The sequence below is a fragment of the Stenotrophomonas sp. YJH_SMC_81 genome (assembly GCF_059370875.1).
The window spans coordinates 52,779-76,170 of sequence record NZ_JCAFUB010000013.1 but is presented as its reverse complement, the minus strand read 5'-3'; the positions used below and the strand labels follow the sequence as shown (position 1 = coordinate 76,170).

Genomic DNA, 23,392 nt, shown 5'->3' with positions numbered 1-23,392 from the left:
ATGGGGGTTCTCCCCTGCCGAGGGGCGCTGCGACCGGATCCCACGAGGCCTGGCCAGGCTCGGTAAGGTGGCTTTGTAACAACGGCGCCCGGCTAGATGCGAGCATCCGCTCGCCCACAACCGGAGCACACGAATGAACGCTGTTGCCAAGACCTTCTCCACCGAAGGTGATTACAAGATCCGCGATATCACGCTGGCCGACTGGGGCCGCAAGGAACTGGACATCGCCGAGCACGAAATGCCGGGCCTGATGTCGATCCGCCGCAAGTACCAGGCCGAACTGCCGCTGAAGGGCGTGCGCGTGACCGGCTCGCTGCACATGACCATCCAGACCGCGGTGCTGATCGAGACCCTGAAGGACATCGGCGCCGATGTGCGCTGGGCCTCGTGCAACATCTTCTCGACCCAGGACCACGCGGCTGCCGCCATCGCCGCCACCGGCACCCCGGTGTTCGCCTGGAAGGGCGAGACCCTGGAAGAGTACTGGGACTGCACCCTGGACGCGCTGACCTTCACCCTGGCCGACGGCACCCTGACCGGCCCGGAACTGGTGGTCGACGACGGCGGTGACGTGACCCTGCTGATCCACAAGGGCTACGAACTGGAAAACGGCAGCGACTGGGTCAACACCCCCTCTGCCTCGCACGAAGAACAGGTCATCAAGAACCTGCTCAAGCGCGTGGCCAAGGAGCGCCCGGGTTACTGGGGCCGCGTGGTGAAGGACTGGAAGGGCGTCTCCGAAGAGACCACCACCGGTGTGCACCGCCTGTACCAGCTGGCGCAGGCCGGCACCCTGCTGATCCCGGCGATCAACGTCAACGACTCGGTCACCAAGAGCAAGTTCGACAACCTGTACGGCTGCCGCGAGTCGCTGGCCGACGGCCTGAAGCGCGCGATGGACGTGATGCTGGCCGGCAAGGTGGCCGTGGTCTGCGGCTACGGCGACGTCGGCAAGGGCTGCGCGGCCTCGCTGCGTGCCTACGGCGCGCGCGTGATCGTCACCGAGATCGACCCGATCTGCGCGCTGCAGGCGGCGATGGAAGGCTATGAAGTCAACACCATCGAGTCGACCCTGGGCCGTGCCGACCTGTATGTCACCACCACCGGCAACCGCGACATCATCCGCATCGAGCACCTGAGCGCGATGAAGGACCAGGCCATCGTCTGCAACATCGGCCACTTCGACAACGAGATCCAGGTCGATGCACTGGTGTCCTACCCGGGCATCAAGCATGTCAACATCAAGCCGCAGGTGGACAAGTACATCTTCCCGAACGGCAACGCGATCTTCCTGCTGGCCGAAGGCCGCCTGGTGAACCTGGGCTGCGCCACCGGCCACCCGAGCTTCGTGATGTCCAACAGCTTCGCCAACCAGACCCTGGCACAGATCGACCTGTGGGCGAACAAGGACAGCTACGAGAAGAAGGTCTACCTGCTGCCGAAGAAGCTGGACGAAGAAGTGGCCCGCCTGCACCTGGAAAAGATCGGCGTGAAGCTGACCACCCTGAGCCAGGAACAGGCCGACTACATCGGCGTGCCGGTGGAAGGCCCGTTCAAGCCGGACCACTACCGCTACTGATGCCTGCGGGGTACCGGCCAGCGGCCGGCACTACCGGCGTACGCGGGGTCGGATCCCTTTCCGCATGAAAGGGCTCTGACCCCGGCAACGGATGCAGACAGGACGGGCGCCTTCGGGCGCCCGTTCTGCGTTGCGGCACCCGGCAACCGATCCGCGCACCCTGTCACGGAGCACTAAGAAGCCGCTTGCTAGGCTTTACGCCCGCGTGGGCTGCCAACGGCAGGCCATGCGCCGGGACGCAGACACCAAAGGACAGGACATGCCGCGCAACCGTGAACGACTGAACCGGGCCATGAAGCCCCTGATGCCCCTGTGCTGGGTGGCCCTGCTGGCCGCCTGCACCCCACCTGCCGGCGAAGCCGGCGCTACGGCTCCGGCTGCGGCCAGCGGACAGGCCAGCCCCGCAGGCAAGGCCGCCGACGCGCCCGCCACGGTCGCCGACACGAGCGCTGGCTGCGCCGATGCAGCGTCGCCGGCACAGACCCTGGTCTGCAAGGACCCGACCCTGACCGGCCTGGATGCGGACGTGGGCAAGGCGGTCACTGCCGCACAGGCCACGCTCGATGCAGCAGGGCAGAGCAAGCTGCACGCCGAACAGCAGCGCTGGCAGGAGCACACCCGCGACCTGTGCACCGATGCACAGTGCCTGCAGCAGGTGTACGCCGATCGCCTCAAGGTGCTGTCCGCCACGCGTGACGGCCTGGTCGACCAGGATGCATGCGAAGCCCCTGACGGCCAGCAGCAATGCGTGGACCTGCTGGTGCTGCGCGATCCCAACAGCCAGCTGGCGAACTTCAACACGCTGCTGGGTGAGAACGGCCAGGAAGGCCGCCTGCTGGGCTGCACGGCCGCCACGAACATGGGCGGCGGCCCCAACGCCCTGCTCGCAGCCAACTGCACCCAGGAAACCTCCGCCGGCAGGCGCAACGTGCAGCTGTGCAGCAACCAGATGGTTGGCCAGTTCGCCCTCGAACCGGCGCCGGCTGCTTACGGCACCCAGGCCATCCGCCAGCTGCTCGGCTTCACCCAGCAGCACTGCGCCGGCTGACAATCGCCGGGCACGCCCGGCGCTTTACCCTCATTGAAGGACGATGACCATGGCAACGGATTCCACCCTTACGCGCGAACAGCTGTCCACGCTGTTCCTCAACACCGAGCTGGGCGGCAACACCCGCCACCTGGACCACTTCTCATACGCACAGAAAGGCGCAAGCACCTATTCGTTCGGGCTGGTGCAGTTCGATGTCGGCGGCAATCCGCAGGCCAGGCGCTTCCTGCGCGACAACGGCTTCACCGATGGCGACATCGCACTGTTGTCCCAGCAGGGCGGATTGAGCACCCAGCAGCTGGCGGCGCTCGACGCCAAGTTGCAGGCCATTCCGCAGGCCAGGATGGACGAGCTCACCAACGCCAAGCTGGACAGCGCCATCGAGCGTGTCGATCAGGCCATCGCCAAGGTACGTGCAACCAATCCGGCCGCGGCCGATGCCATCGCCGCCAACCCGGAGTTGCAGCTGGCCATGGCGGACTATGACAACCAGTTCGGCAGCATGGGCCCGCAGTTCATCAGCTATCTGGCCGGCAATGCGGAAACGCTGCAGGGCGGCACCGTCCAGGCCGGCAATCCGCCGACGCGCGGCGACGTGCAGAACTTCGTCGATGCCACCAAGTACGGCATCCAGTCGCAGGCCGCCGTAGCCAGCCGCGATGAGCGCTTCGACCGGGCCATGGTCCAGATCGGCATCACCCCCACCCATGCTCCCTCGCACGGGTCACCGGGCACGCCTGCGGGCAACGGCGTGCTGGTCAACGGCAGCAAGGGCGATGAGGTGCAGGCCATGCAGCAGAAGCTGTCCGACCTGGGCTACCTGGGCAAGGACGGCAAGCCGCTGGTGGCCGATGGCGATTTCGGCCCCGGCACCGTGGAAGCGGTCAAGCAGTTCCAGCGGGATCACCACCTCACCGTAGACGGCAAGGCTGGCGGCGCGACCCTGGGGGCGCTGGAGGTGGCCACGCAGCAGCGTGCACAGGCGGCCGAGCCGACCATGGCCACCCCGGGCCACGCCGACAACCCGCGTTACCAGCAGGTCGTGGAAAAGCTGGAAGCACTGGAAGAACAGCGGCGCCAGGGCGGCCTGTCGCCGCTGTTCAATGACCGCAGCCAGCTCGAGAACGCCGCAGGCCAGGTGGCTTACGAGTCAAAGTTGGCCGGCATGAGCCAGGTCGATACCGTGCTGGCGCGGCCGGACAACCAGGGCGTGTTCGCGGTGCAGGGCCAGCTCGGCGATCCCGCCATGCACCGCACCTACGTCGACCTGTCGCGGGCGGTGAACCAGAACCTGCAGGACAGCACGCGGCAGAGCCAGGCGCTGGACAACGAGCTGTCACAGCGGCAGACCCAGGAACAGATACAGACGCAGCAATCGATGTCGCGCTGATCCCGCGTCGCCGGGCTGGATCTACATGCGCTGCCGGTCGTCGTGCAGCGCACGCTGGCACCGTGCGGCGAAGTCGCGCCGCCAGGCCTCCAGATCGAAGCCTTCGCGCTGCTGGAAGGAAACCGTCTCGCTGCTCAACACGTAGCAGCGGTTCTGGCTCATGCGCAGTGCCGCCAGCGTATCTCCCGCATCCCAGCACTGATCGATGCACGCCTGCATCCGCGCATAGTCCGCGTTGGTCTTGGCGCCGCCGAAGGCGAACCCCATCTGCTGCGCCATTGCCAGCACAGGATCGCCGGCGGCATCGGTGGCCCGCAGCATGCGCAGCACGCCAGGCTCGGGAATGCCGAAAGCCCAGTTGGCCAGGATCGCCGCACGTGCCGCCGCCACGGCCGCCGCGTGCTGGCCCCGGCGCATCTGCTGCCCTGCCAGCATGGCCCACGCGCGCGGCAGTTCCGGAAAGCGCCTGCAGGCATCCTCCAGCAACGCGATTGCCTGGGCCGGTTCGGCAGCCTGTACATGCCGCTGCGCACGCTCGATCAAGGGCAACGGCGATCCCGCATCCGGTACCGCGTGCTCACGCGGCTCGCAGCCGTCATCGTCGTCCTGTTCCGCGCCACCGGCATCCAGCCATTGCGCGAAGACATCCAGCGAGGAATGGCGGAAGACCATCCGCCCCTCGTCATGGAACATTTCGCAGACCACGGGCGGCTCAGCCTCCCGACCCAGCGGCCAGTACAGACCGAACTGATCACCGTTGCCCAGTGCACCTTCGGCGATCGGCCAGAAGCCCTGCGGTGGGTACGGGCCCGCGCACGGTTCGCTATCCAGAGTCAGGTCATGAAGCAGGGGCGGTGCGCGCATGATGAGAGTCCAGACGGTGTACAGCGCGCATTATCGCAGGGGCCCACCAGTAGCCTCGGTCAAGGCAGGTTATTCCCTGCGCGCTACGATGCGCGCATGACCCCCGCCATCAATCTGCTCAAGCGCGAGAACATCGCCCACAGCGTGCGCAGCTACGTGCACGATGCCCATGCCGCCTCCTATGGTGGCGAAGCCGTGGAAAAGCTCGGCCTGGACCCGGCACAGGTGTTCAAGACCCTGCTGGCCAGTACCGACACCCACGAACTGCTGGTGGCCATCGTGCCGGTCGCCGGCCAGCTGGACCTGAAGGCGCTGGCCGAAGCTGCCCGCTGCAGGAAATGCGAGATGGCCGCCGCTGACGCCGCACAGCGTGCGACCGGCTATCTGGTCGGTGGCATCAGCCCGCTGGGCCAGAAAAAGCGCCTTCGCACCTTTCTTGATTCCAGTGCGGAATCCCTGCACACGCTGCATGTCAGCGCCGGCCGTCGTGGCCTGGAAGTGGAACTGGCACCGGGCGATCTGCTGCAGCTCACCGGCGGACACTTCGCCGCCATCGGCAAGGCGCGCTGATGCGCTGGCCCTGGTCTGCGGCGCCAGCCCCCATGCTCAACAATGCCCACGCCCAGGCGCTGCTGCAGGACCTGCTGTCAGGCGACGGCGGGCGCATCACCGACGCCGCGCGTACGCTCGCCCGGCTGTTCGATGCGGCGCCGCTGGACGCGCTGGCACCGCACGTGACGTTGATCGAGCAGCGCAGCGCAGGCATAGCGCTGGGCGGCATGCTGGTCAGCAACCAGGCGCACCTGAAGGCGGCGCTGCAGCGGCTGCGTTTCTGGCGCGCGGGCACCGGCTGCCTGTGTGCGCTCAACCCCGGCTACCCGTTCTTCGATCCCCGTCGGCTGATCGAACACGGGCAGATGCAGCTGCTGTCGCTCGACGCAGCGGAGGATGGCTGGGGCAACTGCCATAGCGTCGCCTGCACCCGCTGCGGCCAACACTGGCAGGCGATCGACCGCGAGTATCACTACCCCTGGTGGGAGTGGAAAACCGTCGAACGATGAAGCAGCCACGCATGGCGTGGCTCTACTGGCCTGTCCTTCCCCTACGGCCGCCAATTGGCGTTGTTCTCCCAGAATTCCACCGCACGCCGGTACGCCTCGCGGTCCAGCGGCACGCCGGAGCCGCCCTCTTCCACGCCCAGCGCATTGCGCATCATCGTGATCGGGGCCATCGGCACCTCGTCCGGCTCAGCGGTGTAGATGCAGCCGACGATGCCCCAATCAGCCTCGATCGGCGAGCCTTCCTTCGCAAGCTGCTCCGCGCTGTACAGGATGACGACCAGATAGTTGGCGCGCGGCGATTCCACGCCTTCGAACCAGCGCACCAGTACCGGCAGTTCCTCCCGGTTGCGCGCCTCGTAACCACTGCGCAGCAGATGGCGGTTGGCCTCGGTGATCGGCACCGTCAGGCACCGGGTGCTGGTCCAGTTCTCATAGACGAACAGTTTGCAGAAGGGGGCATAACCTTGCAGGACCTTCATCGGTTCATGGGCATTGAGGTACGCCTCGAACTGTTCGGCAGTGCAGTCCTGGATGGTGTTGCCGCGCGGCATGCGCGGGAACAGGCGGGGACGGGCGAAATCGGTAAGAACGATGGACATGGTGTGGCGCGATCTAGGAATCCGCCGCACAGGGTAACCGCTGGCAGCACCTGCACGGCCTTACGCTCGCGGCGCCTGCACACAGAATCACTGAACATCCATCTTGATGAAGCGATATACTGATCCCCACCCGCCGCCGCCGCCCGTGCCATGACTGCCATCAGCTTCGAGTTCTATCCGCCCAAGACCGACGAACAGCGCAGCCAGCTGGATCGTGCCGCAGCCAAGCTGAAGGACTACGGTCCCGAGTACGTGTCCTGTACCTTCGGCGCTGGTGGCTCGACCCTGAGCTATACCTCCGAGACCGTGCGCCACCTCAACCAGCACCATGGCTTCGAGGCCGCACCGCACCTGTCCTGTGTCGGCGGCACCCGCCAGGAAATCCGCGAACTGCTCAAGCTGTACCGCGCCATCGGCTGCCATCGCCTGGTGGCGCTGCGCGGCGACCTGCCCTCCGGCATGGGGTTTCCCGGCGACATGCGCTACGCCGCCGAGCTGATCGAGTTCATCCGCGCCGAACATGGCGATGCGTTCCGCATCGAAGTGGGCGCCTACCCTGAGACCCATCCACAGGCCTCCGATGCACTGGCCGACCTCAAGCACTTCAAGGCCAAGATCGATGCCGGCGCGGACGCGGCGATCACCCAGTATTTCTACAACCCGGATGCGTACTTCCACTTCGTCGACGCCGTGCGCCGGCTCGGCGTGCAGGTACCCATCACGCCAGGCATCATGCCGATCGCCAACTTCAGCCAGCTGCGCCGTTTCTCCGAGCAGTGCGGTGCGGAAATCCCGCGCTGGATCAGCCGCAAGATGCAGGCCTATGGCGATGACGCCGAATCGGTGCGGGCGTTCGGTACCGAAGTGGTGGCCAGGCTGTGCCAGCGCCTGGTCGAGGGCGGCGCGCCGGGCCTGCACTTCTACACCCTGAACCTGGCCAGGCCGACCACGTCGGTGCTGAAGCTGCTGCAGGGCTGAAAGCACGCCATGCCACCACGATCGGCGCTACCCTGCGTCGATGAACCGGCTTTCCTTCCTGCTGTTGCTGCTGTCATTGTGCTCGGCGTCGAGCGTGGTCCATGCGCAGTCCCCACGCCTGAACCGCTGCACTGATGCACGGGGGCAGAGCGTGTACACCGACCGCCCCTGCGACAGTGTCGGCGCCCGATCGCGATTGCCACCGCCCGCGCCCACCGGCAGCACCCTGTCGCGCGACACCCTGGGGGCGCGCTGCCCACGTCGCCTGAGCGAGCTGGTGGACGCACTGCGCGTCGGCATCCTCAGCAACGATGTGAACCGGTTGTCGTCGCTATACCTGTGGGGCGCAGTCTCCGATGCCGGTGCGCAGCGCATCCTCGGTCAACTGGAATCGCTGGTGCGGCGGCCGCTGGTAGACGTGGTACCGGTGTATCCCTCGCAGGCGCTGCCGCAATCGCAGGATGAGGATCAGGCCCCTGCGGCGCAGGGATCCGACCCGGAGCCGCCGACCGTGCGGCATCCGGTCGGCCTGCGCCTGGAACAGACGCTGCCCGGCAGCGTGTCGCGCGCTTCGACGGTGCTGGGGTTGCGGCGGCAGTATGGGTGTTTCTGGATCACGTTGTAACCGGACGGGTCGGCCCCCTTTCCAGCGGAAAGGGCTCCGACCCCGGATTGCCGCGATGGGGTCAGAGCCCCGCTGCGCAGGGATCGAACCGCGCATGCCGGCTCACGCCGGCCACAGCCCACCAATCGCAGCGATACCCTGCCCACCATGGCGACGGGCTTCGGCGATATGGCCGGCGGCCATCCCACCCAACGCGTAGATCGGCAGTGACACCTGCGCGCGCAGCGCGGCGAAGGCTTCCCAGCCCAGCGGCACCGCATCGGGATGGCTGGCCGTGGCCTGCACCGGGCCGAGCACCGCGAAGTCGCAGCCCAGCCGCTGCGCCGCCTGCAGCTGCTCCAGGTCGTGGCAGGACGCGGCGACAAGCTGCCCTTCCGGCAAGGGCCGTTCCTGCAGGTCCTGCAGCTGCTCGCTGCCCAGGTGCACCCCCACGCCCAGTGCACGTGCCAGCGCCACATCGCGATTGAGCAGCCACTGCACGCCGCGACGATGCGCGCGCACGGCCTGTTCGATCATCGCCTGCCGTTGCGGGTGTTCCGGTGGCAGGCGCAGCTGGATGCGCTGCTGGCCCGCCGCGACCGCGCGCTGCAGGCAGTCATGCCAGTGCTGTACGCCGCTGGCATCGTCAGCCGGCGCCGGCGTGATCAGGTAGCGGTCCGGTTGGCGCAGTGCGGCCACCACCGGCAGGTCGGCCGGCGGCATCGAATAGCGTCCCAGCTTGTCCTGCGCCACCCAGGTTATGGCCTGGCCCTCCCGCCCACGCGGTGTCCCCTTCCAGCTGCGCACGTGGCGCACCTCCAGGGTCAGATACTTGTCCGGATAGCGCTGCGGCACGTCCATCAGCCACTCGCCGACATCGGCCTCGATGCCCAGTTCCTCGCGCAGCTCGCGCACCAGCGCCTGTTCAGAGGTCTCGCCGGATTCGCGCTTGCCGCCGGGGAACTCCCACAGGCCGGCCATGTCGCGGTTCTCGGTACGGCGGTTGAGCAGCACGCGGCCACGGGCGTCGGTGATGACGGCGGCCACGACGTGGATCGATCGGGTGGGGGAAGGCATGGAGGAAGCATGCCCAGAACAGGGCGGCCGGCGCAATCACGGATCCGGTGCAGCTCCCCCGCAACAAACGAAAAGCCCCGCTTTCGCGGGGCTCTTCGGGATCAGCTCAGCTGGCCGTGGCAGTGCTTGTACTTCTTGCCACTGCCGCACGGGCACGGATCATTGCGGCCGATCTTCGGCTCGTCGCGCTGCAGCGTGGCCACACCCTGCTGGGCGGCCTGCACCTGCGCGGCTTCCTCGTCGGCACTGTAGCCGCCCGCATCCTGGTGCTGGAACTGCGACTGGCTCAGGCGAGCCTGCGCCTGCTGGCGCTCGGCGGCCTCCAGGGCCTGCACTTCCTCGTCGCTGCGGATACGCACGCGGGCCAACAGGGTCACCACCTCGCGCTTGACGTTCTCCAGCATGTCCGAGAACAGCTCGAAGGCTTCCTTCTTGTATTCCTGCTTGGGCTGCTTCTGCGCGTAACCACGCAGGTAGATGCCCTGGCGCAGGTAATCCATGCGCGCCAGGTGCTCCTTCCAGCTCTGGTCCAGCACGGTCAGCATCACGTGCTTCTCCAGCGCGCGCATGGTCTCTTCGCCCAGGCTGGCTTCCTTCTCGGCGAAGTGCTGGTTGACGCGCTCCTGGACCTTGCTGGCGATGGCCTCGGCATCCAGTTCCTCATGCTGCTTGACCAGGTCGGTCAGCGACATCTGCAGGCCGAAGTCCGACTCCAGGGTCGCTTCCAGGCCACGCAGGTCCCACTGCTCGTCGATCGAGTTCGGCGGCACGAAGCGCGCAACGATGTCGAAGATCACGTCGTCACGGATGCCGTCGACGTTGTCCTTCACCGATTCGGCGTCCAGCAGCTCATCGCGCTGGGCGTAGATCACCTTGCGCTGATCATTGTTGACGTCGTCGAAGTCCAGCAGGTTCTTGCGGATGTCGAAATTGTGGGCTTCGACCTTGCGCTGCGCCTTTTCGATCTGGCGGCTGACCAGGCGGTCCTCGATGACGTCGTCTTCCTTCATGCCCATCATGCGCATGGCCTTCTGCACCCAGTCGGAGGCGAAGATGCGCATCAGGTTGTCTTCCAGCGACAGGTAGAAGCGGGACGAACCCGGGTCACCCTGGCGGCCCGAACGGCCACGCAGCTGGTTGTCGATACGACGCGATTCGTGGCGCTCGGTGCCGACGATGTGCAGGCCGCCGGCCGCCTTTACTGCCTCGTGGCGCTTCTGCCATTCGGCCTTGACCGCCGCCTTCTGCTCGTCGGTCGCGTCCTCGCCCAGGGCGTGGATCTCGGCTTCCAGCGAACCGCCCAGCACGATGTCGGTACCACGGCCGGCCATGTTGGTGGCGATGGTCACCGCGCCCGGACGGCCGGCGTTGGCGACGATGGTGGCTTCGCGGTCATGCTGCTTGGCGTTGAGCACTTCGTGCTTCACGCCGGCCTTGCTCAGGTGCTCGGACAGCATTTCCGAGGTTTCGATCGAGGTGGTACCCACCAGCACCGGCTGGCCGCGCTTGGCGCACTCTTCGATGTCGGCCAGCACCGCATTGAACTTGCCCTTGCGGTTGAGGAACACCTGGTCCGGACTGTCCTTGCGGATGGTCGGGCGGTTGGTCGGGATCACCACCACTTCCAGGCCATAGATGCTCTGGAACTCGAACGCTTCGGTATCGGCCGTACCGGTCATGCCGGACAGCTTCTTGTACATGCGGAACAGGTTCTGGAAGGTGATGCTCGCCAGCGTCTGGTTCTCGCGCTGCACCGGCACGCCTTCCTTCGCTTCCACCGCCTGGTGCAGGCCATCGGACCAGCGGCGGCCGGCCAGGGTACGGCCGGTGAACTCGTCGACGATGACCACTTCGCCATCGCGCACGATGTAGTCCACGTCGCGCTGGTAGATCGCGTGCGCGCGCAGGGCGGCGTTGAGGTGGTGCACCACGGTCAGGTTCTGCGCCGCGTACAGGCCTTCGGTTTCGCCATCGAGGATGCCGGCCTCGACCAGCAGCTGCTCGGCGTGCTCCATGCCCGCTTCGGACAGGTGCACCTGCTTGCCCTTCTCGTCGACCCAGAAATCGCCTTCGCCGTCTTCCGCTTCCTGCTTGACCAGGTGCGGCACGACACGGTTGACGCGGATGTACAGCTCCGGGGAATCATCGGCCGGACCGGAGATGATCAGCGGGGTGCGCGCTTCGTCGATCAGGATGGAGTCGACTTCGTCGACGATGGCGTAGTGCAGGCCGCGCTGGTAGCGGTCGGCCTTGGACAGCGCCATGTTGTCGCGCAGGTAGTCGAAGCCGAATTCGTTGTTGGTGCCGTAGGTGATGTCCGCGGCGTAGGCTTCGCGCTTGTCGCTGTGCGGCATGCCCGGGTACACCACGCCCACGCTCAGGCCCAGCCAGTTGTACAGCTTGCCCATCTGCGCGGCGTCGCGGCGGGCCAGGTAGTCGTTCACGGTGACCACGTGCACGCCCTTGCCTTCCAGCGCGTTGAGGTACACCGGCAGGGTCGCCACCAGGGTCTTGCCTTCACCGGTGCGCATTTCTGCGATCTTGCCCAGGTGAAGCACCATGCCGCCGATCAGCTGCACGTCGTAGTGGCGCATGCCCAGCACGCGGCGACCGGCTTCGCGGCAGACCGCGAACGCTTCCGGCAGCACCTTGTCCAGGGCTTCACCGCCAGCGATGCGCTGCTTGAACTCCGGCGTCTTGGCCTGAAGCTGCTCGTCGGACAGCTTCTCGATCTCCGGCTCCAGCGCATTGATCTTGGCGACGATGCGGTTGAGCTGGCGCAGCTGTCGTTCGTTACGACTGCCAAATACGCGGGTAAGCAGGCTGTTGATCATTGAAGGAACCGGGTTGGATGGACACGACGCCCGGCCTCCCCCTGGGGATCCGTCCGCCGCAAACGAAACAGGGCGCCTGGCGCCCTGTCGATGGCAACACCCATTGTAGCTTGGGACGGGCGCGAGGGGTTTCAACCCCGAGGGGTAGTGCCGGCCGCTGGCCGGGTACGCGTCAGCGCATACGCGCTGGCGCTCCCACGCTTCGCTGCGCGAACCGCGGGCCCCGCTCACCTCGCCTCCACACCCCCGCGCCTACGGCGCTGCCCCCGTACTCCGGGGGCGGTAGTGCCGACGGCAGCCGGCACCCCAATGTGGCGTCAGCCGCGGCTGACGCGGCCGACCGGCGTGTTGCCGCCGTCGCCGAGGAACTTGCGCGGGTTGACCACGTTGCCGTTCTCCCACACCTCGAAGTGCACGTGGGCACCGGTCGAACGGCCGGTGGAACCGGCCTTGGCCACTTCCTGGCCGGCACGGACCAGGTCGCCGGCCTTCACCACCAGGCGCGAATTGTGCGCGTAGCGGGTGACATAGCCATTGCCATGGTCGACATCGACGACATTGCCGTAGCCGCCCTTCACGCCGGCGAAGCTGACCACGCCCTCGGCCACGGCCATCACCGGGTCACCGACCTTTGCGTGGAAGTCCATGCCCTTGTGGGTGGCGGCGCCGCGGCCGAACGGGTCGGCACGGGTGCCGAAGCCGGACGTCACATAGCTGTTGCGGATCGGCATGCGCGACGGCACCGCGTTCTGCTGCAGCTGGTGGTCGAACATCAGCGATTCCATCACCGACAACTGGCGGCCTGAAGCAGCGAAGCGCTGCTCCAGCACCTGTAAGTCGGCGTTGACGTCCTTGACCGGGATGTCGCTGGTCGGGCCGCCTGCGTCACCGTCACCGAGGCCGGGGGTCTCGTTGAAGTCGAACTCGCCGTCCTCCAGCTTGCCCATCTGGGTCAGCCGTTCGCCGAGGGCGTTGAGGCGGGTCGCCTGGGCCTGCAGCTCGCCGAGGCGGGCCGCCAGCGCATTGACCTGGGTCTGCGCATCGCGCTTGACCTTGGCCAGTTCCGCATCCTGGCGCTCGACCTTGGCCTGCAGCCGGGAATCATTCAGCGCGCTGGCGCCAATGCCGCCAGCAAGGCCGATAATGCAGCCTACCCCGAGCACGCTGCCCAGCAGGGCACGGGGGCGGTCCTCGAAATAGAACCGCAAACGCGCGATCGGCGACGACTTGGCCTGTCCTTCACGCGTTTTGATTACGATCTTCTTGAATGCCATCAGTGAGTTTTCATGTCTGAGCCGAAATCCAGCGTTCGCCCCGCGTCGGCACCGAAACCGGCGCTGGATGCGGTAATGGCGGACAAAAGCGGGAACCCGCTGCGGCGTGCCTTGTGGCTCGACGCGCTGGACCGTCAGTTGCGCCCCCAGTTGCCGCCACCTCTGCGCAGCCGTTGCCGGCTGGCCAATGTGGACGGGGAACACCTCGTTTTTCTCGTCGAGTCCCCGGTCTGGCATGCCAAGTTGCGGCTTGCCGAAGCCCAGCTGCTCGACGCGGCCCGTTCCATCGGGCTGAAGGCCACCAGGGTGACCATCAAGACTGCGTCTCCCACTCCCACGCGCTCCCCAGCGCTCGAGAACCGGAATGGACCCCACGCAGTTTCAGCCGCCACGCACAAAGGGCTACGCGACGCCTTGGCTTGCCTGCAGGACGTTCCCTCGAAGCCGAAGAAACGGTCCTGATGGCAACGGAGCATCCGGCTCCGCTCCCCGTCGCGCGTGTCACCACGGCGTGAAACATTTCGGGGGCCGGGTCGCATCCTAGCGGCCATCCGGGGGCCTGTCGTTAGATTGTTGTTAAAACTGCGTTAAATTCAGGCTTCTGATTCAACAGGTTCACAAAACCGTGACCTTGAACCAGCCTTGACGTCTTTCAAGCACGCTGAATGCGTCGCCGACGCCGGAAACAAGAACGCCGCCCAGGAAGGCGGCGTTTTTATCTTTAAATTCAACAACCTATGGAATCAGGCGTACGCCGGGGTGGCGTATTCCACCGGATCCGGGGTGGCCGGCGAGTCGAAGCTGACCCATTCCCAGGCGCTGGCGTCGGCCATCAGGGCCCGCACCAGCTTGTTGTTGAGCGCGTGGCCGGACTTGAAGCCTTCGTACGCACCCAGCACCTGGCCACCGGCCAGATAGAGGTCGCCGATGGCGTCCAGGATCTTGTGGCGCACGAATTCGTCGGCGTAGCGCAAGCCGTCTTCGTTGAGCACGCGGAACTCGTCCAGCACGATGGCGTTGTCCATCGAACCGCCCAGGCCCAGGTTGCGCTCGCGCATGTACTCCAGGTCGCGCATGAAACCAAAGGTGCGCGCGCGGGAGATTTCCTTGGTGTAGGCCAGCGTCGAGAACTCGATTTCCTGGCGCGACTGCTTGGCCGGAATCATCGGGTGGTCGAACTGGATGGTGAAGCCCAGCTTGTAACCCTCGTACGGGGTGAAGCGGGCCACCTTGTCGCCCTCGGTCACTTCCACGGTCTTCAGCACGCGGATGAAGCGCTTGGGCGCATCCTGTTCCACGATGCCTGCCGACTGCAGCAGGAACACGAACGGGCCGGCCGAACCGTCCATGATCGGCAGCTCGGCCGAGGACAGTTCGACGATGATGTTGTCCACACCCAGGCCGGCCAGCGCCGACATCAGGTGTTCGACGGTCTGGATCTTGGCGTCGTTGCAGGTCAGGCCGGTGCACAGGGTCACTTCGGTGACCAGTTCGGCCTTGGCCGGCACTTCCACCACCGGGTCCAGGTCCACGCGGCGGAACACGATGCCATGGTTGACCGGTGCCGGGCGCAGGGTCATGTAGACCTTGTCACCACTATGCAGGCCAACGCCGGTGGCGCGGATCGTGTTCTTGAGGGTGCGTTGCTGGATCATGGGGATGGACCGGAAGTGACACATTAGATTAACACGCGCACTCCCCTACCCTGGCTGAAACGCCAGTGACAGCCACCGGCAGGACACACCGGCACGCCGCTGGGAAAGCGCGTGAAGCAGGGCGGCCGGGCCCATCCTGGCCCGGCGCCCGCGTTTTCAGGACATGGTGGCGCAACCCGGGGAGGACAACCCCGGGCCGGCCCGCTTAGTCCGCCTGGCGGCGCAGGAACGCCGGGATGTCCAGGTAATCGTTCGGCAGTTCTGCCGCGGCCGGGGCCGAAGAGGACGGCGCCGACGGGGCCGAAGCCGCTGCGGTATCGCTGCTGGCGCGACGCAGGCCCAGGCCCATGCCGCCGACGGCCTTGGACACGGCGTCGCCGCCGTTGTCGAACTCGCCGAACTCCGGCTGGCCGGTGGTGGCGTTGCGGACCAGCTTGATCGGTGCACGCTCGCCCGGACGCTGGGTCTTGCTGGCCGAGACGCGGTTCAGGCCAGTGGCCACCACGGTCACGCGCACTTCGTCCTGCATGTCCGGGTCCAGCACGGTGCCGACCACGACGGTGGCGTCTTCCGAAGCGAAGCCGTCGATGGTGCGGCCGATCTCGTCGAACTCGGCCATGGTGAAGTCCGCGCCGGCGGTGATGTTGACCAGGATGCCGTTGGCACCGGCCAGGTTCACATCGTCCAGCAGCGGGTTCTGGATCGCCGATTCGGCAGCGGCCTGGGCGCGGTCATCGCCCCGTGCAGTGCCGGTACCCATCATCGCCAGGCCCATTTCGGACATGACGGTGCGCACGTCGGCGAAGTCGACGTTGATCAGGCCCGGACGCACGATGAGGTCGGCGATGCCCTGCACGGCGCCCTGCAGCACGTCATTGGCGGCGCGGAAGGCCTGGATCATGGTCGCGTTGCGACCCAGCACGGTGATCAGCTTCTCGTTCGGGATCGTGATCAGCGAGTCGCAGTGCTGGCTCAGTTCCTCGATGCCCTTCAGCGCCACCTGCATGCGGCGACGGCCTTCGAACGGGAACGGCTTGGTGACCACGGCCACGGTCAGGATGCCCATTTCCTTGGCCAGCTGCGCCACCACCGGCGCGGCGCCGGTGCCGGTGCCGCCGCCCATGCCGGCGGTGATGAACACCATGTCCGCGCCCTGCAGCGCGTCCATGATGCGCTCACGGTCTTCCAGCGCGGCCTGGCGGCCGACCTCCGGGTTCGCGCCTGCGCCCAGGCCCTTGGTCACGTTGGTACCCAGCTGCAGCTGCAGCTTGGCACCACAATTCTTGATGGCCTGCGAGTCGGTGTTGGCGGTGATGAACTCCACGCCGTCCACCGCCGAGTTGACCATGTGCGCCACGGCATTGCCGCCGCCGCCGCCCACGCCAACCACCTTGATCACCGCATTGGGTGCCATCTTTTCGATCAGTTCAAAATGCGCCATGTCCGTGTCCTCGTTGTATCCGCTTGTCGGTGGCATGGACGGTCGGGCCTCCTGCCTTCGCGTGTCATGTTGCCGTTGCGGCTGTGTGGGTTGTGTAGTGCGTTGTTGCGTTGTGATGCGGGTACTGCGGGTGTTGCGCCGGGCCGGGCCCGGAGTTACGGGTTCCGCGTCAGAACTCGCCGCGGAACCAGGTCTTGAGCTTCTTGAACATGCTTCCAGCGCGCCCGGTCGGCAGCGACGGCCGCCGCGGGTGCTCGATCTGGCTGCCCATCAGCAGCAGGCCCACGCCGGTGGCGTGCACCGGGTTGCCGACCACTTCGCCCAGGCCGGTGACGTGCTGCGGGATGCCCACGCGCACCGGCATCTGCAGCATTTCCTCGGCCAGTTCGACCACGCCTTCCATCTTCGATGCGCCCCCGGTCAGCACCATGCCGGCGCGCACCAGTTCCTCGAAGCCGGAGCGGCGCAGTTCGGCCTGCACCATCTCGAAGATCTCCTCGTAGCGACCCTGCACGGCCTGCGCCAGCGAATGGCGCGGCATGCGGCGCGGCGGGCGGTCGCCGACCGACGGCACCTGGATGCTCTCCTCGGCCGTGGCCAGCTGGGCCAGGGCGCAGGCATAGCGCACCTTGATCTGCTCGGCTTCCGGGGTCGGCGTGCGCAGCATGTGCGCGATATCGTTGGTCACGTGGTCGCCGGCGATCGGCAGCGAGGCGGTGTGGCAGATCGCGCCCTGCACGAACACCGCGATGTCGGTGGTACCGGCGCCCATGTCGACCAGCACCACGCCCAGCTCGCGCTCGTCGGCGGTCAGCACCGCCACGCTGGAGGCCAGCGAGGACAGCACCAGGTCGTCCACCTGCAGGCCGCAGCGCTGCACGCACTTGCTGATGTTGGCCGCCGCCGACTGCGCGCACACCACCAGGTGCGCATGCACTTCCAGGCGCACGCCGGTCATGCCGACCGGGTTGCGGATGCCTTCCTGCGAATCGTCCAGCACGTACTCGCGCGGAATCGCGTGCAGGATCTTCTGATCGGCCGGGATCGCCACCGCCTTGGCTGCGTCGAGCACGCGATCCAGGTCGCCCCAGGTCACTTCACCGTCGCGGATCGGCACGATGCCCGGCGAGTTCTTGCACTGCACGTGGTTGCCGGAGATCGAGGCGTACACCGAACGGATCTCGCAGCCGGCCATCAGCTCGGCTTCTTCCACCGCACGCTGGATCGACTGCACGGTCGATTCGATGTCCACCACCACGCCACGCTTCAACCCGCGCGATTCGTGCGAGCCGATGCCGATCACTTCGATCGGGTTGCCCGGCGAATACTCGCCCACCAGCGCCACCACCTTGGAGGTGCCGATGTCCAGGCCAACGATCAGCGATTTGTCACCCTTGCGATTCATGTCCTTTCCTGCGTGCTTCTGGCCGGGGTCGCCGGCGTTTTCGCCGGCGTGGCCGGGGTACCCCAGCTCAGCGTGAAACCATTGGTGTAACGGAGATCTGCGCGCTCGATCGGCGCGTCCTGTCGGTTGAGCTGCGGCAGCACCTTGACGAAGCGCTGCATGCGCGAGCGCGCGTCGTCACGGCCGACCACCACTTCGGTGCCGTTGCTCAGCACCAGCGACCAGCTGCCGCGCGCATCCATCGTCACCCGGCGCACGTCGACGCCGGCCGGTGCGAACAAGGCACGCGAGTCGCTGTACAGCTTCATCACTTCCTGGGTCTGGCTGTCCGGGCCATCCAGCTCCGGCAGTTCCAGGTCTGACAGTTTCTTCGGCGTGGGGAACAGCTTGCCCTGCTCGGAGACCAGGCGGTCGTTGCCCCAGCGTGCGAACGGCTTGTGCTCGACCAGGGTCACTTCCAGCACGTCCGGCCACTGCTTGCGTACCTGCGCGCTTTCCACCCACGGCAGCTTTTCCAGCGCGTCCTGCGCATCCTGCAGCTTGACCGCGAAGAACCCGGCGCGCGCGTACGGCAGCAGCACCTGCTGCAGCTGCTCGGCCGGTACCCGCTTGAACTCGCCATGCACGCGCAGCTTCGCCAGCGGCCAGCGCTCGGCGCCGACCCAGCCATTGACCACGGCCACCACCGGCAGTGCAACCACCGACAGTGCCAACAGCCAGACGAAGATGCGCAGCAGCGCGTTCATGCGTGCGTGGCCTCCAGGGTCTGTTCCAGCACGCGCCACACCAGTTCCTCGAAACCGATGCCGGCCTGGCGGGCCGCCTTGGGTACCAGCGAGTGGCTGGTCATGCCCGGCGCGGTGTTCACTTCCAGCAGGAAGAAACGGCCGCTGGCGCGGTCACGCATCACGTCCACGCGGCCCCAGCCACGGCAGCCGGCGGCGCGGAATGCGGCCAGCGCGATGCGGCGGATCTCGTCTTCGTCGCTACCGTCCAGGCCCGGGCACAGGTACTGGGTGTCCTCGGCGATGTACTTGGCGTTGTAGTCGTACCACTGGCCCTTGGGCACGATGCGGATCGACGGCAGGGCAACGTCGCCAAGGATGGCCACGGTCAGCTCATCGCCCACCACCATCTGTTCCATCAGCAACTGGCCGTCGTAGCGCGCGGCCAGGGTCACGGCCTCGTCCAGGCCGGCCTCGTCGGTGACCCGGCTGATGCCCACGCTGGAGCCTTCGTTGGCCGGCTTCACCACCACCGGCAGGCCCAGCTCTGCCGCCAGTGCATGCACCGTGGACGCGTCGACCTTCCGGTACTGCGGCGTTGGCAGGCCCAGCGACAGCCACACCTGCTTGGTGCGGATCTTGTCCATGCTCAGCGCCGAACCCAGCACGTCCGAGCCGGTGTACGGCACGCCGAAGGCGTCCATCAGGCCCTGCACGATGCCGTCCTCACCGCCACCGTTGTGGCCATGCAGGATGTTGAACACGCGGTCGATGCCACCGGCGGCGAGCGCGCTGGCCAGCGCCGGAATGCCATCGACGGCGAACGCATCGACGCCGCGCGACTGCAGGGCTTCGAGCACGTTGCGGCCTGAATCCAGCGACACCTCGCGTTCGCTGGAACTGCCGCCGAGCAGCACGGCGACGCGGCCGAACACGGCCGGGTCGGTCACGCGCAGCGGCGGGAAAGTCAGCGCGCTCACGCCTGGCCCTCCGCCTGGAAGCCTTCCACCGCGATATGGGTGGCCACGGCACCGATGTCGCCGGCACCCATCATCAGCAGCAGGTCACCGTCCTGCAGCACGTCCGGCAGCACGCTGGCCAGCTCGGCGGCCTTGCCCACCACCACCGGCTCGCTGCGGCCGCGCGCGCGGATGGCGCGGGCCAGCGCATGCGAGTCGGCACCGGCAATGGGTTCCTCACCGGCCGGATAGACCTCGCTCAGCACCAGCGCGTCGACGCTGGACAGCACCGCGGCGAACTTGTCGAACTGGTCACGGGTGCGGCTGTAGCGGTGCGGCTGGAAGGCCACCACCAGGCGCTTGTCAGCCCAGCCGCCGCGGGCGGCGGCGAATACCGCCTCCAGCTCGCTCGGGTGATGGCCGTAGTCGTCGATGATGCGCACCTTGGCACCGCTGGCGGTGGTCACTTCGCCCAGATCATTGAAGCGGCGACCGACACCGGCGAAGCCTTCCAGCGCGCGCGCGATGGCGTCCGGTGCCACGCCCAGCTGCCAGCCCACCGCGGCGGCGGCCAGCGCGTTGAGTACGTTGTGCCTGCCCGGCAGCGCCAGCACCACTTCCTGGCTGGTGCCCTGCGGCAGGCGCAGGGTGAAGCGCATGCGCGATCCTTCCTGCACCACGTTCTCGGCGCGCACGTCGGCCTGCGGGCTCATGCCGTAGCTCATCACGTGGCGCGGGGTCCTGGCGGCCAGCGCGGCCACTTCCGGATCGTCGATGCACAGCACCGCCAGGCCGTAGAACGGCAGGCGCTGCAGGAATTCGGCGAACGCCGCCTGCACGCGGGCAAAGTCGTTGCCGTAGTTTTCCAGGTGGTCGGCGTCAATGTTCGTGATGATCGACATCAGCGGGCTCAGGCGCAGGAAGCTGCCATCGCTTTCGTCGGCCTCGGCCACCAGCCACTGCCCACCGCCCAGCTTGGCGTTGGCACCGGCAGCAAGCAGCTGGCCACCGATCACGAATGTCGGGTCCAGGCCACCTTCGCTCAGCACCGCCGCAGTCAGGCTGGTGGTGGTGGTCTTGCCATGGGTACCGGCCACGGCGATGCCGCGGCGGAAGCGCATCAGCTCGGCCAGCATCGCCGCGCGCGGCATGATCGGAATGCGCTGGCTGCGCGCTTCCATCAGTTCCGGGTTGTCTTCGCGGATGGCACTGGAGACCACCACGCAGTCGGTGCCCAGCACGTTGGCTGCCGAGTGGCCGCGCATGATGCGCGCTCCCAGGCTGGCCAGGCGGCGGGTTGCCACGTTGTCGGCGTTGTCCGAGCCGGACACTTCGTAGCCCAGCGTCAGCATCACTTCGGCGATGCCACTCATGCCGGTGCCACCGATGCCGACGAAATGCACGCGCGGGAACGCGCGCACCAGGTCGTTGGTGTCGTGCAGGCGGCGGATCATGCGCGGCCTCGCGCAGGGCAGGCGCGGTGGCATGCCTTCTTCATACAGCTTCCTCGAGAATGATATCGGCGATGCGCTCGGCGGCATCGACCTTGGCCAGGGCACGCGCGGCTTGCGCCATCTGCATGCGGCGGGCGGGATTTTCGGACAGATCGCGCAGCAGTGCGGCAATGCCGTCGGCCAGCGTTCCGTCCTGCTTCAGCAACACCGCCGCGCCGCGCTCGACCAGGTACTCCGCATTGCGGGTCTGGTGATCGTCGACGGCAGCGGGGAATGGCACCAGCACGCTGCCGACGCCGGCTGCGCACAGCTCGGCCAGGGTCGACGCACCGGAGCGGCACACGACCAGATCGGCCCAGGCGAAGGCCTCGGCCATGTCGGCGATGAACGGGGTGATTTCCGCCTGCACGCCGGCCTTGGCATACGCCTCGACCGCCTCGGCATGCATCTTCTCGCCACTCTGGTGGCGCACCTGCACCGGCACGCCGGCACCCAGCGCGGCGATCGCCTGCGGCACGCCGGCATTGAGTGCGCGCGCACCCTGGCTGCCGCCCACCACCAGCACGCGCAGCGGGCCGTTGCGGTCGGCGAAGCGCAGTTCCGGCGGAGCGATGGCGGCGATCTCCGCACGCACCGGGTTGCCGACGAATTCCTCGCGCTGGGCGAAGGTGCCCGGGAAACCGGTCAGCAGCCGGCGCGCATAACGCGACAGGATGCGGTTGGTCAGGCCGGGCGCACGGTTCTGCTCATGCACGATCAGCGGCAGGCCATGCAGGCGCGTGGCCATGCCACCCGGGCCGGAGGCGAAGCCACCGAAGGCCACCACCGCACGCGGCTGGCGTTTGCGGATGATCATGCCGGCCGCGCGCAGCGCGCGCATCAGCCGCCATGGAGCCGCCAGCAGCGCCAGCTTGCCCTTGCCGCGCAGGCCGGTGATCGCCAGCGTGTCGATGGCAATGTCGTGCTGCGGCACCAGGCGGGTTTCCATCGCGCCTTCGGCGCCCATCCAGGTGACCGGCACGCCACGCTCGCGCAGCACGCGGGCCACGGCCAAGCCGGGGAAGATGTGACCGCCGGTACCACCGGCCAGGATCATCACCGGGCGCACCTTCTCGTTGGCTGCACTCATGACAGCCTCCCGAAGGTCGGTTCGATGCGCGACTGCAGGCGGCTGGTGCCGCGCGCGGCGTTCGCCGCAGCGGCAGCCGTCGGCTCGGCGCTCACCGGCACGCTGGCGGCCGCCGGCGTGGCGGCGGGTTCCATCGGCTCGGCAGCGGTTTCTTCGGCGCCACCGATGCGCACGGCCTGGCGACGCTCGGCGCGCTTGAGCTCGTAGGACACGCGCAGCAGCAGGCCCATCGCCACGCAGGTCATCAGCACCGACGAGCCGCCGGAGGAGATCAGCGGCAGGGTCAGGCCCTTGGTCGGCAGGATGCCCAGGTTCACGCCGATCGAAACGAAGGTCTGCATGCTGATCCACAGGCCGATGCCGAAGGCGATGTAGCCGGAGAAGTGGCGCTTCATTTCCACGCAGCGCATGCCCAGCCAGAAGGTACGGCCGACCAGCAGCGCGTACAGCGCCACGATCACGCAGGTACCCAGGAAACCGAATTCCTCGGCGGTGACCGAGAAGATGAAGTCGGTATGCGCTTCCGGCAGGTAGTACAGCTTCTGCACCGAATTGCCCAGGCCGACGCCGGTCCACTCGCCACGGCCCACCGCCATCAGCGCGTTGGACAGCTGGTAGCCGTCGCCCTGCTGGTCGGCCCACGGGTCCAGGAACGAGGTGATGCGGCGCATGCGGTACGGCTCGATGATCGCCAGCGCGCTCATGCCGACCAGGCCGATGACCACCGGCATCGACATGCGCGGCATGTTCACCCCGCCCAGCACCAGCATGCCGGCGGTGATCGCCAGCAGCAGGGTCGAAGAACCGAAGTCCGGCTGCAGCAGCAGCAGCACCACCAGCGCACCGGCCACGCCCAGCGGCTTGAGCATCGCCGGCCAGGTCGCATTGACCTCGTCGCGGAAGCGCACCAGGTAGCTGGACAGCCAGACGATGTACAGCACCTTCACCGCCTCGACCGTCTGGAACTTGGAGATGCCCAGGTTGATCCAGCGGCGTGCGCCGTTGACCGTGCTGCCCAGGCCCGGCGCGAACACCGCCAGCAGCAGCACGAAGCAGCCCAGCAGCAGCATCTGGTTGTACTGCTCGATGGATTTCAGCTCGGTGCGGGCGGCGATGACCGCCAGCACGATACCCACCGCCAGGAAGATCAGGTGGCGGTTGAGGTAGTAGAACGGGCTGCTCATCAAGGCGATCGAGCTGGACGCCACCATCACCACGCCCACGCCGGTGAGCGCGATGATCGCGCCCAGCAGCCACTTGTCGTAGCTGCCTTCGATGGCTTCAAGGCGTGTTGCCTGGCGGGACAGGTCGTTCAT

At 67.1% G+C, this 23,392-nt stretch carries 20 protein-coding genes, 1 pseudogene and 1 riboswitch; of the genes and pseudogenes, 8 read left to right on the top strand and 13 right to left on the bottom strand.

What is annotated here, in order from left to right; genetic code table 11:
• Positions 1-13 precede the first annotated feature (13 nt).
• Positions 14-97, top strand: a riboswitch (S-adenosyl-L-homocysteine riboswitch).
• A gap of 36 nt (positions 98-133) precedes the next feature.
• From ahcY to AC5P8U_RS18690, 3 genes are all read left to right on the top strand, one after another.
• Complete coding sequence (gene ahcY, locus AC5P8U_RS18700; protein ID WP_072167863.1) at positions 134-1,579, top strand: adenosylhomocysteinase; 1,446 nt, start codon at positions 134-136, stop codon at positions 1,577-1,579.
• Between the two features lie 292 nt (positions 1,580-1,871).
• Positions 1,872-2,627, top strand: a complete 756-nt coding sequence (locus AC5P8U_RS18695; protein WP_229298511.1) for a lysozyme inhibitor LprI family protein — start codon at positions 1,872-1,874, stop codon at positions 2,625-2,627.
• 49 nt (positions 2,628-2,676) lie between these two features.
• Positions 2,677-4,017, top strand: a complete 1,341-nt coding sequence (locus tag AC5P8U_RS18690) for a peptidoglycan-binding domain-containing protein (RefSeq protein WP_227838008.1) — start codon at positions 2,677-2,679, stop codon at positions 4,015-4,017.
• 21 nt (positions 4,018-4,038) lie between these two features.
• Here the strand turns inward: AC5P8U_RS18690 and AC5P8U_RS18685 are convergent, their stop codons facing one another.
• Entirely contained in the window at positions 4,039-4,881 is an 843-nt protein-coding gene (locus tag AC5P8U_RS18685; RefSeq protein ID WP_088497854.1) for a tetratricopeptide repeat protein, read from the bottom strand.
• A 96-nt stretch (positions 4,882-4,977) separates the two neighbouring features.
• On the opposite strand from AC5P8U_RS18685, the gene ybaK reads away from it, so the two are divergent.
• Together ybaK and AC5P8U_RS18675 are read left to right on the top strand one after the other, a co-directional pair.
• Entirely contained in the window at positions 4,978-5,451 is a 474-nt protein-coding gene (gene ybaK / locus AC5P8U_RS18680; RefSeq protein WP_072167860.1) for a Cys-tRNA(Pro) deacylase, read from the top strand.
• Positions 5,451-5,942, top strand: coding sequence for a hypothetical protein (locus AC5P8U_RS18675; protein WP_072167859.1), 492 nt, complete (start codon positions 5,451-5,453; stop codon positions 5,940-5,942). Before ybaK ends, AC5P8U_RS18675 begins: the two co-directional genes overlap by 1 nt.
• A gap of 41 nt (positions 5,943-5,983) precedes the next feature.
• On the opposite strand, the gene AC5P8U_RS18670 is transcribed toward AC5P8U_RS18675, so the two are convergent.
• Positions 5,984-6,541, bottom strand: a complete 558-nt coding sequence (locus tag AC5P8U_RS18670) for a DUF3228 family protein (RefSeq protein ID WP_072167858.1) — start codon at positions 6,539-6,541, stop codon at positions 5,984-5,986.
• 150 nt (positions 6,542-6,691) lie between these two features.
• On the opposite strand from AC5P8U_RS18670, the gene metF reads away from it, so the two are divergent.
• On the top strand, positions 6,692-7,519 hold the full coding sequence (gene metF / locus AC5P8U_RS18665; RefSeq protein WP_072167857.1) for a methylenetetrahydrofolate reductase [NAD(P)H]: 828 nt from the start codon (positions 6,692-6,694) through the stop codon (positions 7,517-7,519).
• A gap of 40 nt (positions 7,520-7,559) precedes the next feature.
• Complete coding sequence (locus tag AC5P8U_RS18660) at positions 7,560-8,144, top strand: DUF4124 domain-containing protein (protein ID WP_111007857.1); 585 nt, start codon at positions 7,560-7,562, stop codon at positions 8,142-8,144.
• 102 nt (positions 8,145-8,246) lie between these two features.
• Here AC5P8U_RS18660 and AC5P8U_RS18655 read toward each other — a convergent pair whose 3' ends face one another.
• From AC5P8U_RS18655 to AC5P8U_RS18645, 3 genes are all read right to left on the bottom strand, one after another.
• Entirely contained in the window at positions 8,247-9,200 is a 954-nt protein-coding gene (locus AC5P8U_RS18655; RefSeq protein ID WP_072167855.1) for a Nudix family hydrolase, read from the bottom strand.
• A 101-nt stretch (positions 9,201-9,301) separates the two neighbouring features.
• Complete coding sequence (secA, locus tag AC5P8U_RS18650) at positions 9,302-12,034, bottom strand: preprotein translocase subunit SecA (RefSeq protein ID WP_072167854.1); 2,733 nt, start codon at positions 12,032-12,034, stop codon at positions 9,302-9,304.
• 317 nt (positions 12,035-12,351) lie between these two features.
• A complete protein-coding gene (locus AC5P8U_RS18645) occupies positions 12,352-13,308 on the bottom strand; it encodes a M23 family metallopeptidase (RefSeq protein ID WP_033834438.1) in 957 nt (318 codons plus the stop codon).
• A gap of 12 nt (positions 13,309-13,320) precedes the next feature.
• On the opposite strand from AC5P8U_RS18645, the gene AC5P8U_RS18640 reads away from it, so the two are divergent.
• Positions 13,321-13,770 carry a DciA family protein gene (locus AC5P8U_RS18640; protein WP_172412162.1) on the top strand — a complete coding sequence of 150 codons (450 nt, stop codon included), beginning with the start codon at positions 13,321-13,323 and terminating at the stop codon, positions 13,768-13,770.
• 281 nt (positions 13,771-14,051) lie between these two features.
• Here the strand turns inward: AC5P8U_RS18640 and lpxC are convergent, their stop codons facing one another.
• The 8 genes and pseudogenes from lpxC to ftsW all read right to left on the bottom strand — a co-directional run bounded on the left by lpxC (position 14,052) and on the right by ftsW (position 23,392).
• Positions 14,052-14,963 carry a UDP-3-O-acyl-N-acetylglucosamine deacetylase gene (gene lpxC / locus AC5P8U_RS18635; protein ID WP_008267619.1) on the bottom strand — a complete coding sequence of 304 codons (912 nt, stop codon included), beginning with the start codon at positions 14,961-14,963 and terminating at the stop codon, positions 14,052-14,054.
• Positions 14,964-15,168: 205 nt separating this feature from the next.
• A complete protein-coding gene (ftsZ, locus tag AC5P8U_RS18630; protein ID WP_088497852.1) occupies positions 15,169-16,404 on the bottom strand; it encodes a cell division protein FtsZ in 1,236 nt (411 codons plus the stop codon).
• A 169-nt stretch (positions 16,405-16,573) separates the two neighbouring features.
• On the bottom strand, positions 16,574-17,809 hold the full coding sequence (gene ftsA / locus AC5P8U_RS18625; RefSeq protein WP_005408083.1) for a cell division protein FtsA: 1,236 nt from the start codon (positions 17,807-17,809) through the stop codon (positions 16,574-16,576).
• Positions 17,810-17,877: 68 nt separating this feature from the next.
• Positions 17,878-18,555: pseudogene (locus AC5P8U_RS18620) on the bottom strand (cell division protein FtsQ/DivIB); the annotation flags it as partial.
• Positions 18,552-19,514, bottom strand: a complete 963-nt coding sequence (locus tag AC5P8U_RS18615; protein ID WP_151354731.1) for a D-alanine--D-alanine ligase — start codon at positions 19,512-19,514, stop codon at positions 18,552-18,554. The pseudogene AC5P8U_RS18620 and the gene AC5P8U_RS18615, both read right to left, overlap by 4 nt.
• Positions 19,511-20,947: a UDP-N-acetylmuramate--L-alanine ligase gene (murC, locus tag AC5P8U_RS18610; protein ID WP_088497868.1), complete on the bottom strand. Its 1,437-nt coding sequence runs from the start codon at positions 20,945-20,947 to the stop codon at positions 19,511-19,513. Before murC ends, AC5P8U_RS18615 begins: the two co-directional genes overlap by 4 nt.
• Positions 20,948-20,987: 40 nt before the next feature.
• Positions 20,988-22,076: an undecaprenyldiphospho-muramoylpentapeptide beta-N-acetylglucosaminyltransferase gene (gene murG / locus AC5P8U_RS18605; protein ID WP_088497850.1), complete on the bottom strand. Its 1,089-nt coding sequence runs from the start codon at positions 22,074-22,076 to the stop codon at positions 20,988-20,990.
• Positions 22,073-23,392 carry a putative lipid II flippase FtsW gene (gene ftsW, locus AC5P8U_RS18600; protein WP_072167850.1) on the bottom strand — a complete coding sequence of 440 codons (1,320 nt, stop codon included), beginning with the start codon at positions 23,390-23,392 and terminating at the stop codon, positions 22,073-22,075. Before ftsW ends, murG begins: the two co-directional genes overlap by 4 nt.

Bases quoted from the DNA above. Each gene is read 5' to 3' on its own strand.
- ahcY (WP_072167863.1), top strand. From the start codon at position 134: ATGAACGCTGTTGCCAAGACCTTCTCCACCGAAGGTGATTACAAGATC.
- AC5P8U_RS18695 (WP_229298511.1), top strand. From the start codon at position 1,872: ATGAAGCCCCTGATGCCCCTGTGCTGGGTGGCCCTGCTGGCCGCCTGC.
- AC5P8U_RS18690 (WP_227838008.1), top strand. From the start codon at position 2,677: ATGGCAACGGATTCCACCCTTACGCGCGAACAGCTGTCCACGCTGTTC.
- AC5P8U_RS18685 (WP_088497854.1), bottom strand. From the start codon at position 4,881: ATGCGCGCACCGCCCCTGCTTCATGACCTGACTCTGGATAGCGAACCG.
- ybaK (WP_072167860.1), top strand. From the start codon at position 4,978: ATGACCCCCGCCATCAATCTGCTCAAGCGCGAGAACATCGCCCACAGC.
- AC5P8U_RS18675 (WP_072167859.1), top strand. From the start codon at position 5,451: ATGCGCTGGCCCTGGTCTGCGGCGCCAGCCCCCATGCTCAACAATGCC.
- AC5P8U_RS18670 (WP_072167858.1), bottom strand. From the start codon at position 6,541: ATGTCCATCGTTCTTACCGATTTCGCCCGTCCCCGCCTGTTCCCGCGC.
- metF (WP_072167857.1), top strand. From the start codon at position 6,692: ATGACTGCCATCAGCTTCGAGTTCTATCCGCCCAAGACCGACGAACAG.
- AC5P8U_RS18660 (WP_111007857.1), top strand. From the start codon at position 7,560: ATGAACCGGCTTTCCTTCCTGCTGTTGCTGCTGTCATTGTGCTCGGCG.
- AC5P8U_RS18655 (WP_072167855.1), bottom strand. From the start codon at position 9,200: ATGCCTTCCCCCACCCGATCGATCCACGTCGTGGCCGCCGTCATCACC.
- secA (WP_072167854.1), bottom strand. From the start codon at position 12,034: ATGATCAACAGCCTGCTTACCCGCGTATTTGGCAGTCGTAACGAACGA.
- AC5P8U_RS18645 (WP_033834438.1), bottom strand. From the start codon at position 13,308: ATGGCATTCAAGAAGATCGTAATCAAAACGCGTGAAGGACAGGCCAAG.
- AC5P8U_RS18640 (WP_172412162.1), top strand. From the start codon at position 13,321: ATGTCTGAGCCGAAATCCAGCGTTCGCCCCGCGTCGGCACCGAAACCG.
- lpxC (WP_008267619.1), bottom strand. From the start codon at position 14,963: ATGATCCAGCAACGCACCCTCAAGAACACGATCCGCGCCACCGGCGTT.
- ftsZ (WP_088497852.1), bottom strand. From the start codon at position 16,404: ATGGCGCATTTTGAACTGATCGAAAAGATGGCACCCAATGCGGTGATC.
- ftsA (WP_005408083.1), bottom strand. From the start codon at position 17,809: ATGAATCGCAAGGGTGACAAATCGCTGATCGTTGGCCTGGACATCGGC.
- murC (WP_088497868.1), bottom strand. From the start codon at position 20,947: ATGATCCGCCGCCTGCACGACACCAACGACCTGGTGCGCGCGTTCCCG.
- murG (WP_088497850.1), bottom strand. From the start codon at position 22,076: ATGAGTGCAGCCAACGAGAAGGTGCGCCCGGTGATGATCCTGGCCGGT.
- ftsW (WP_072167850.1), bottom strand. From the start codon at position 23,392: ATGAACGACCTGTCCCGCCAGGCAACACGCCTTGAAGCCATCGAAGGC.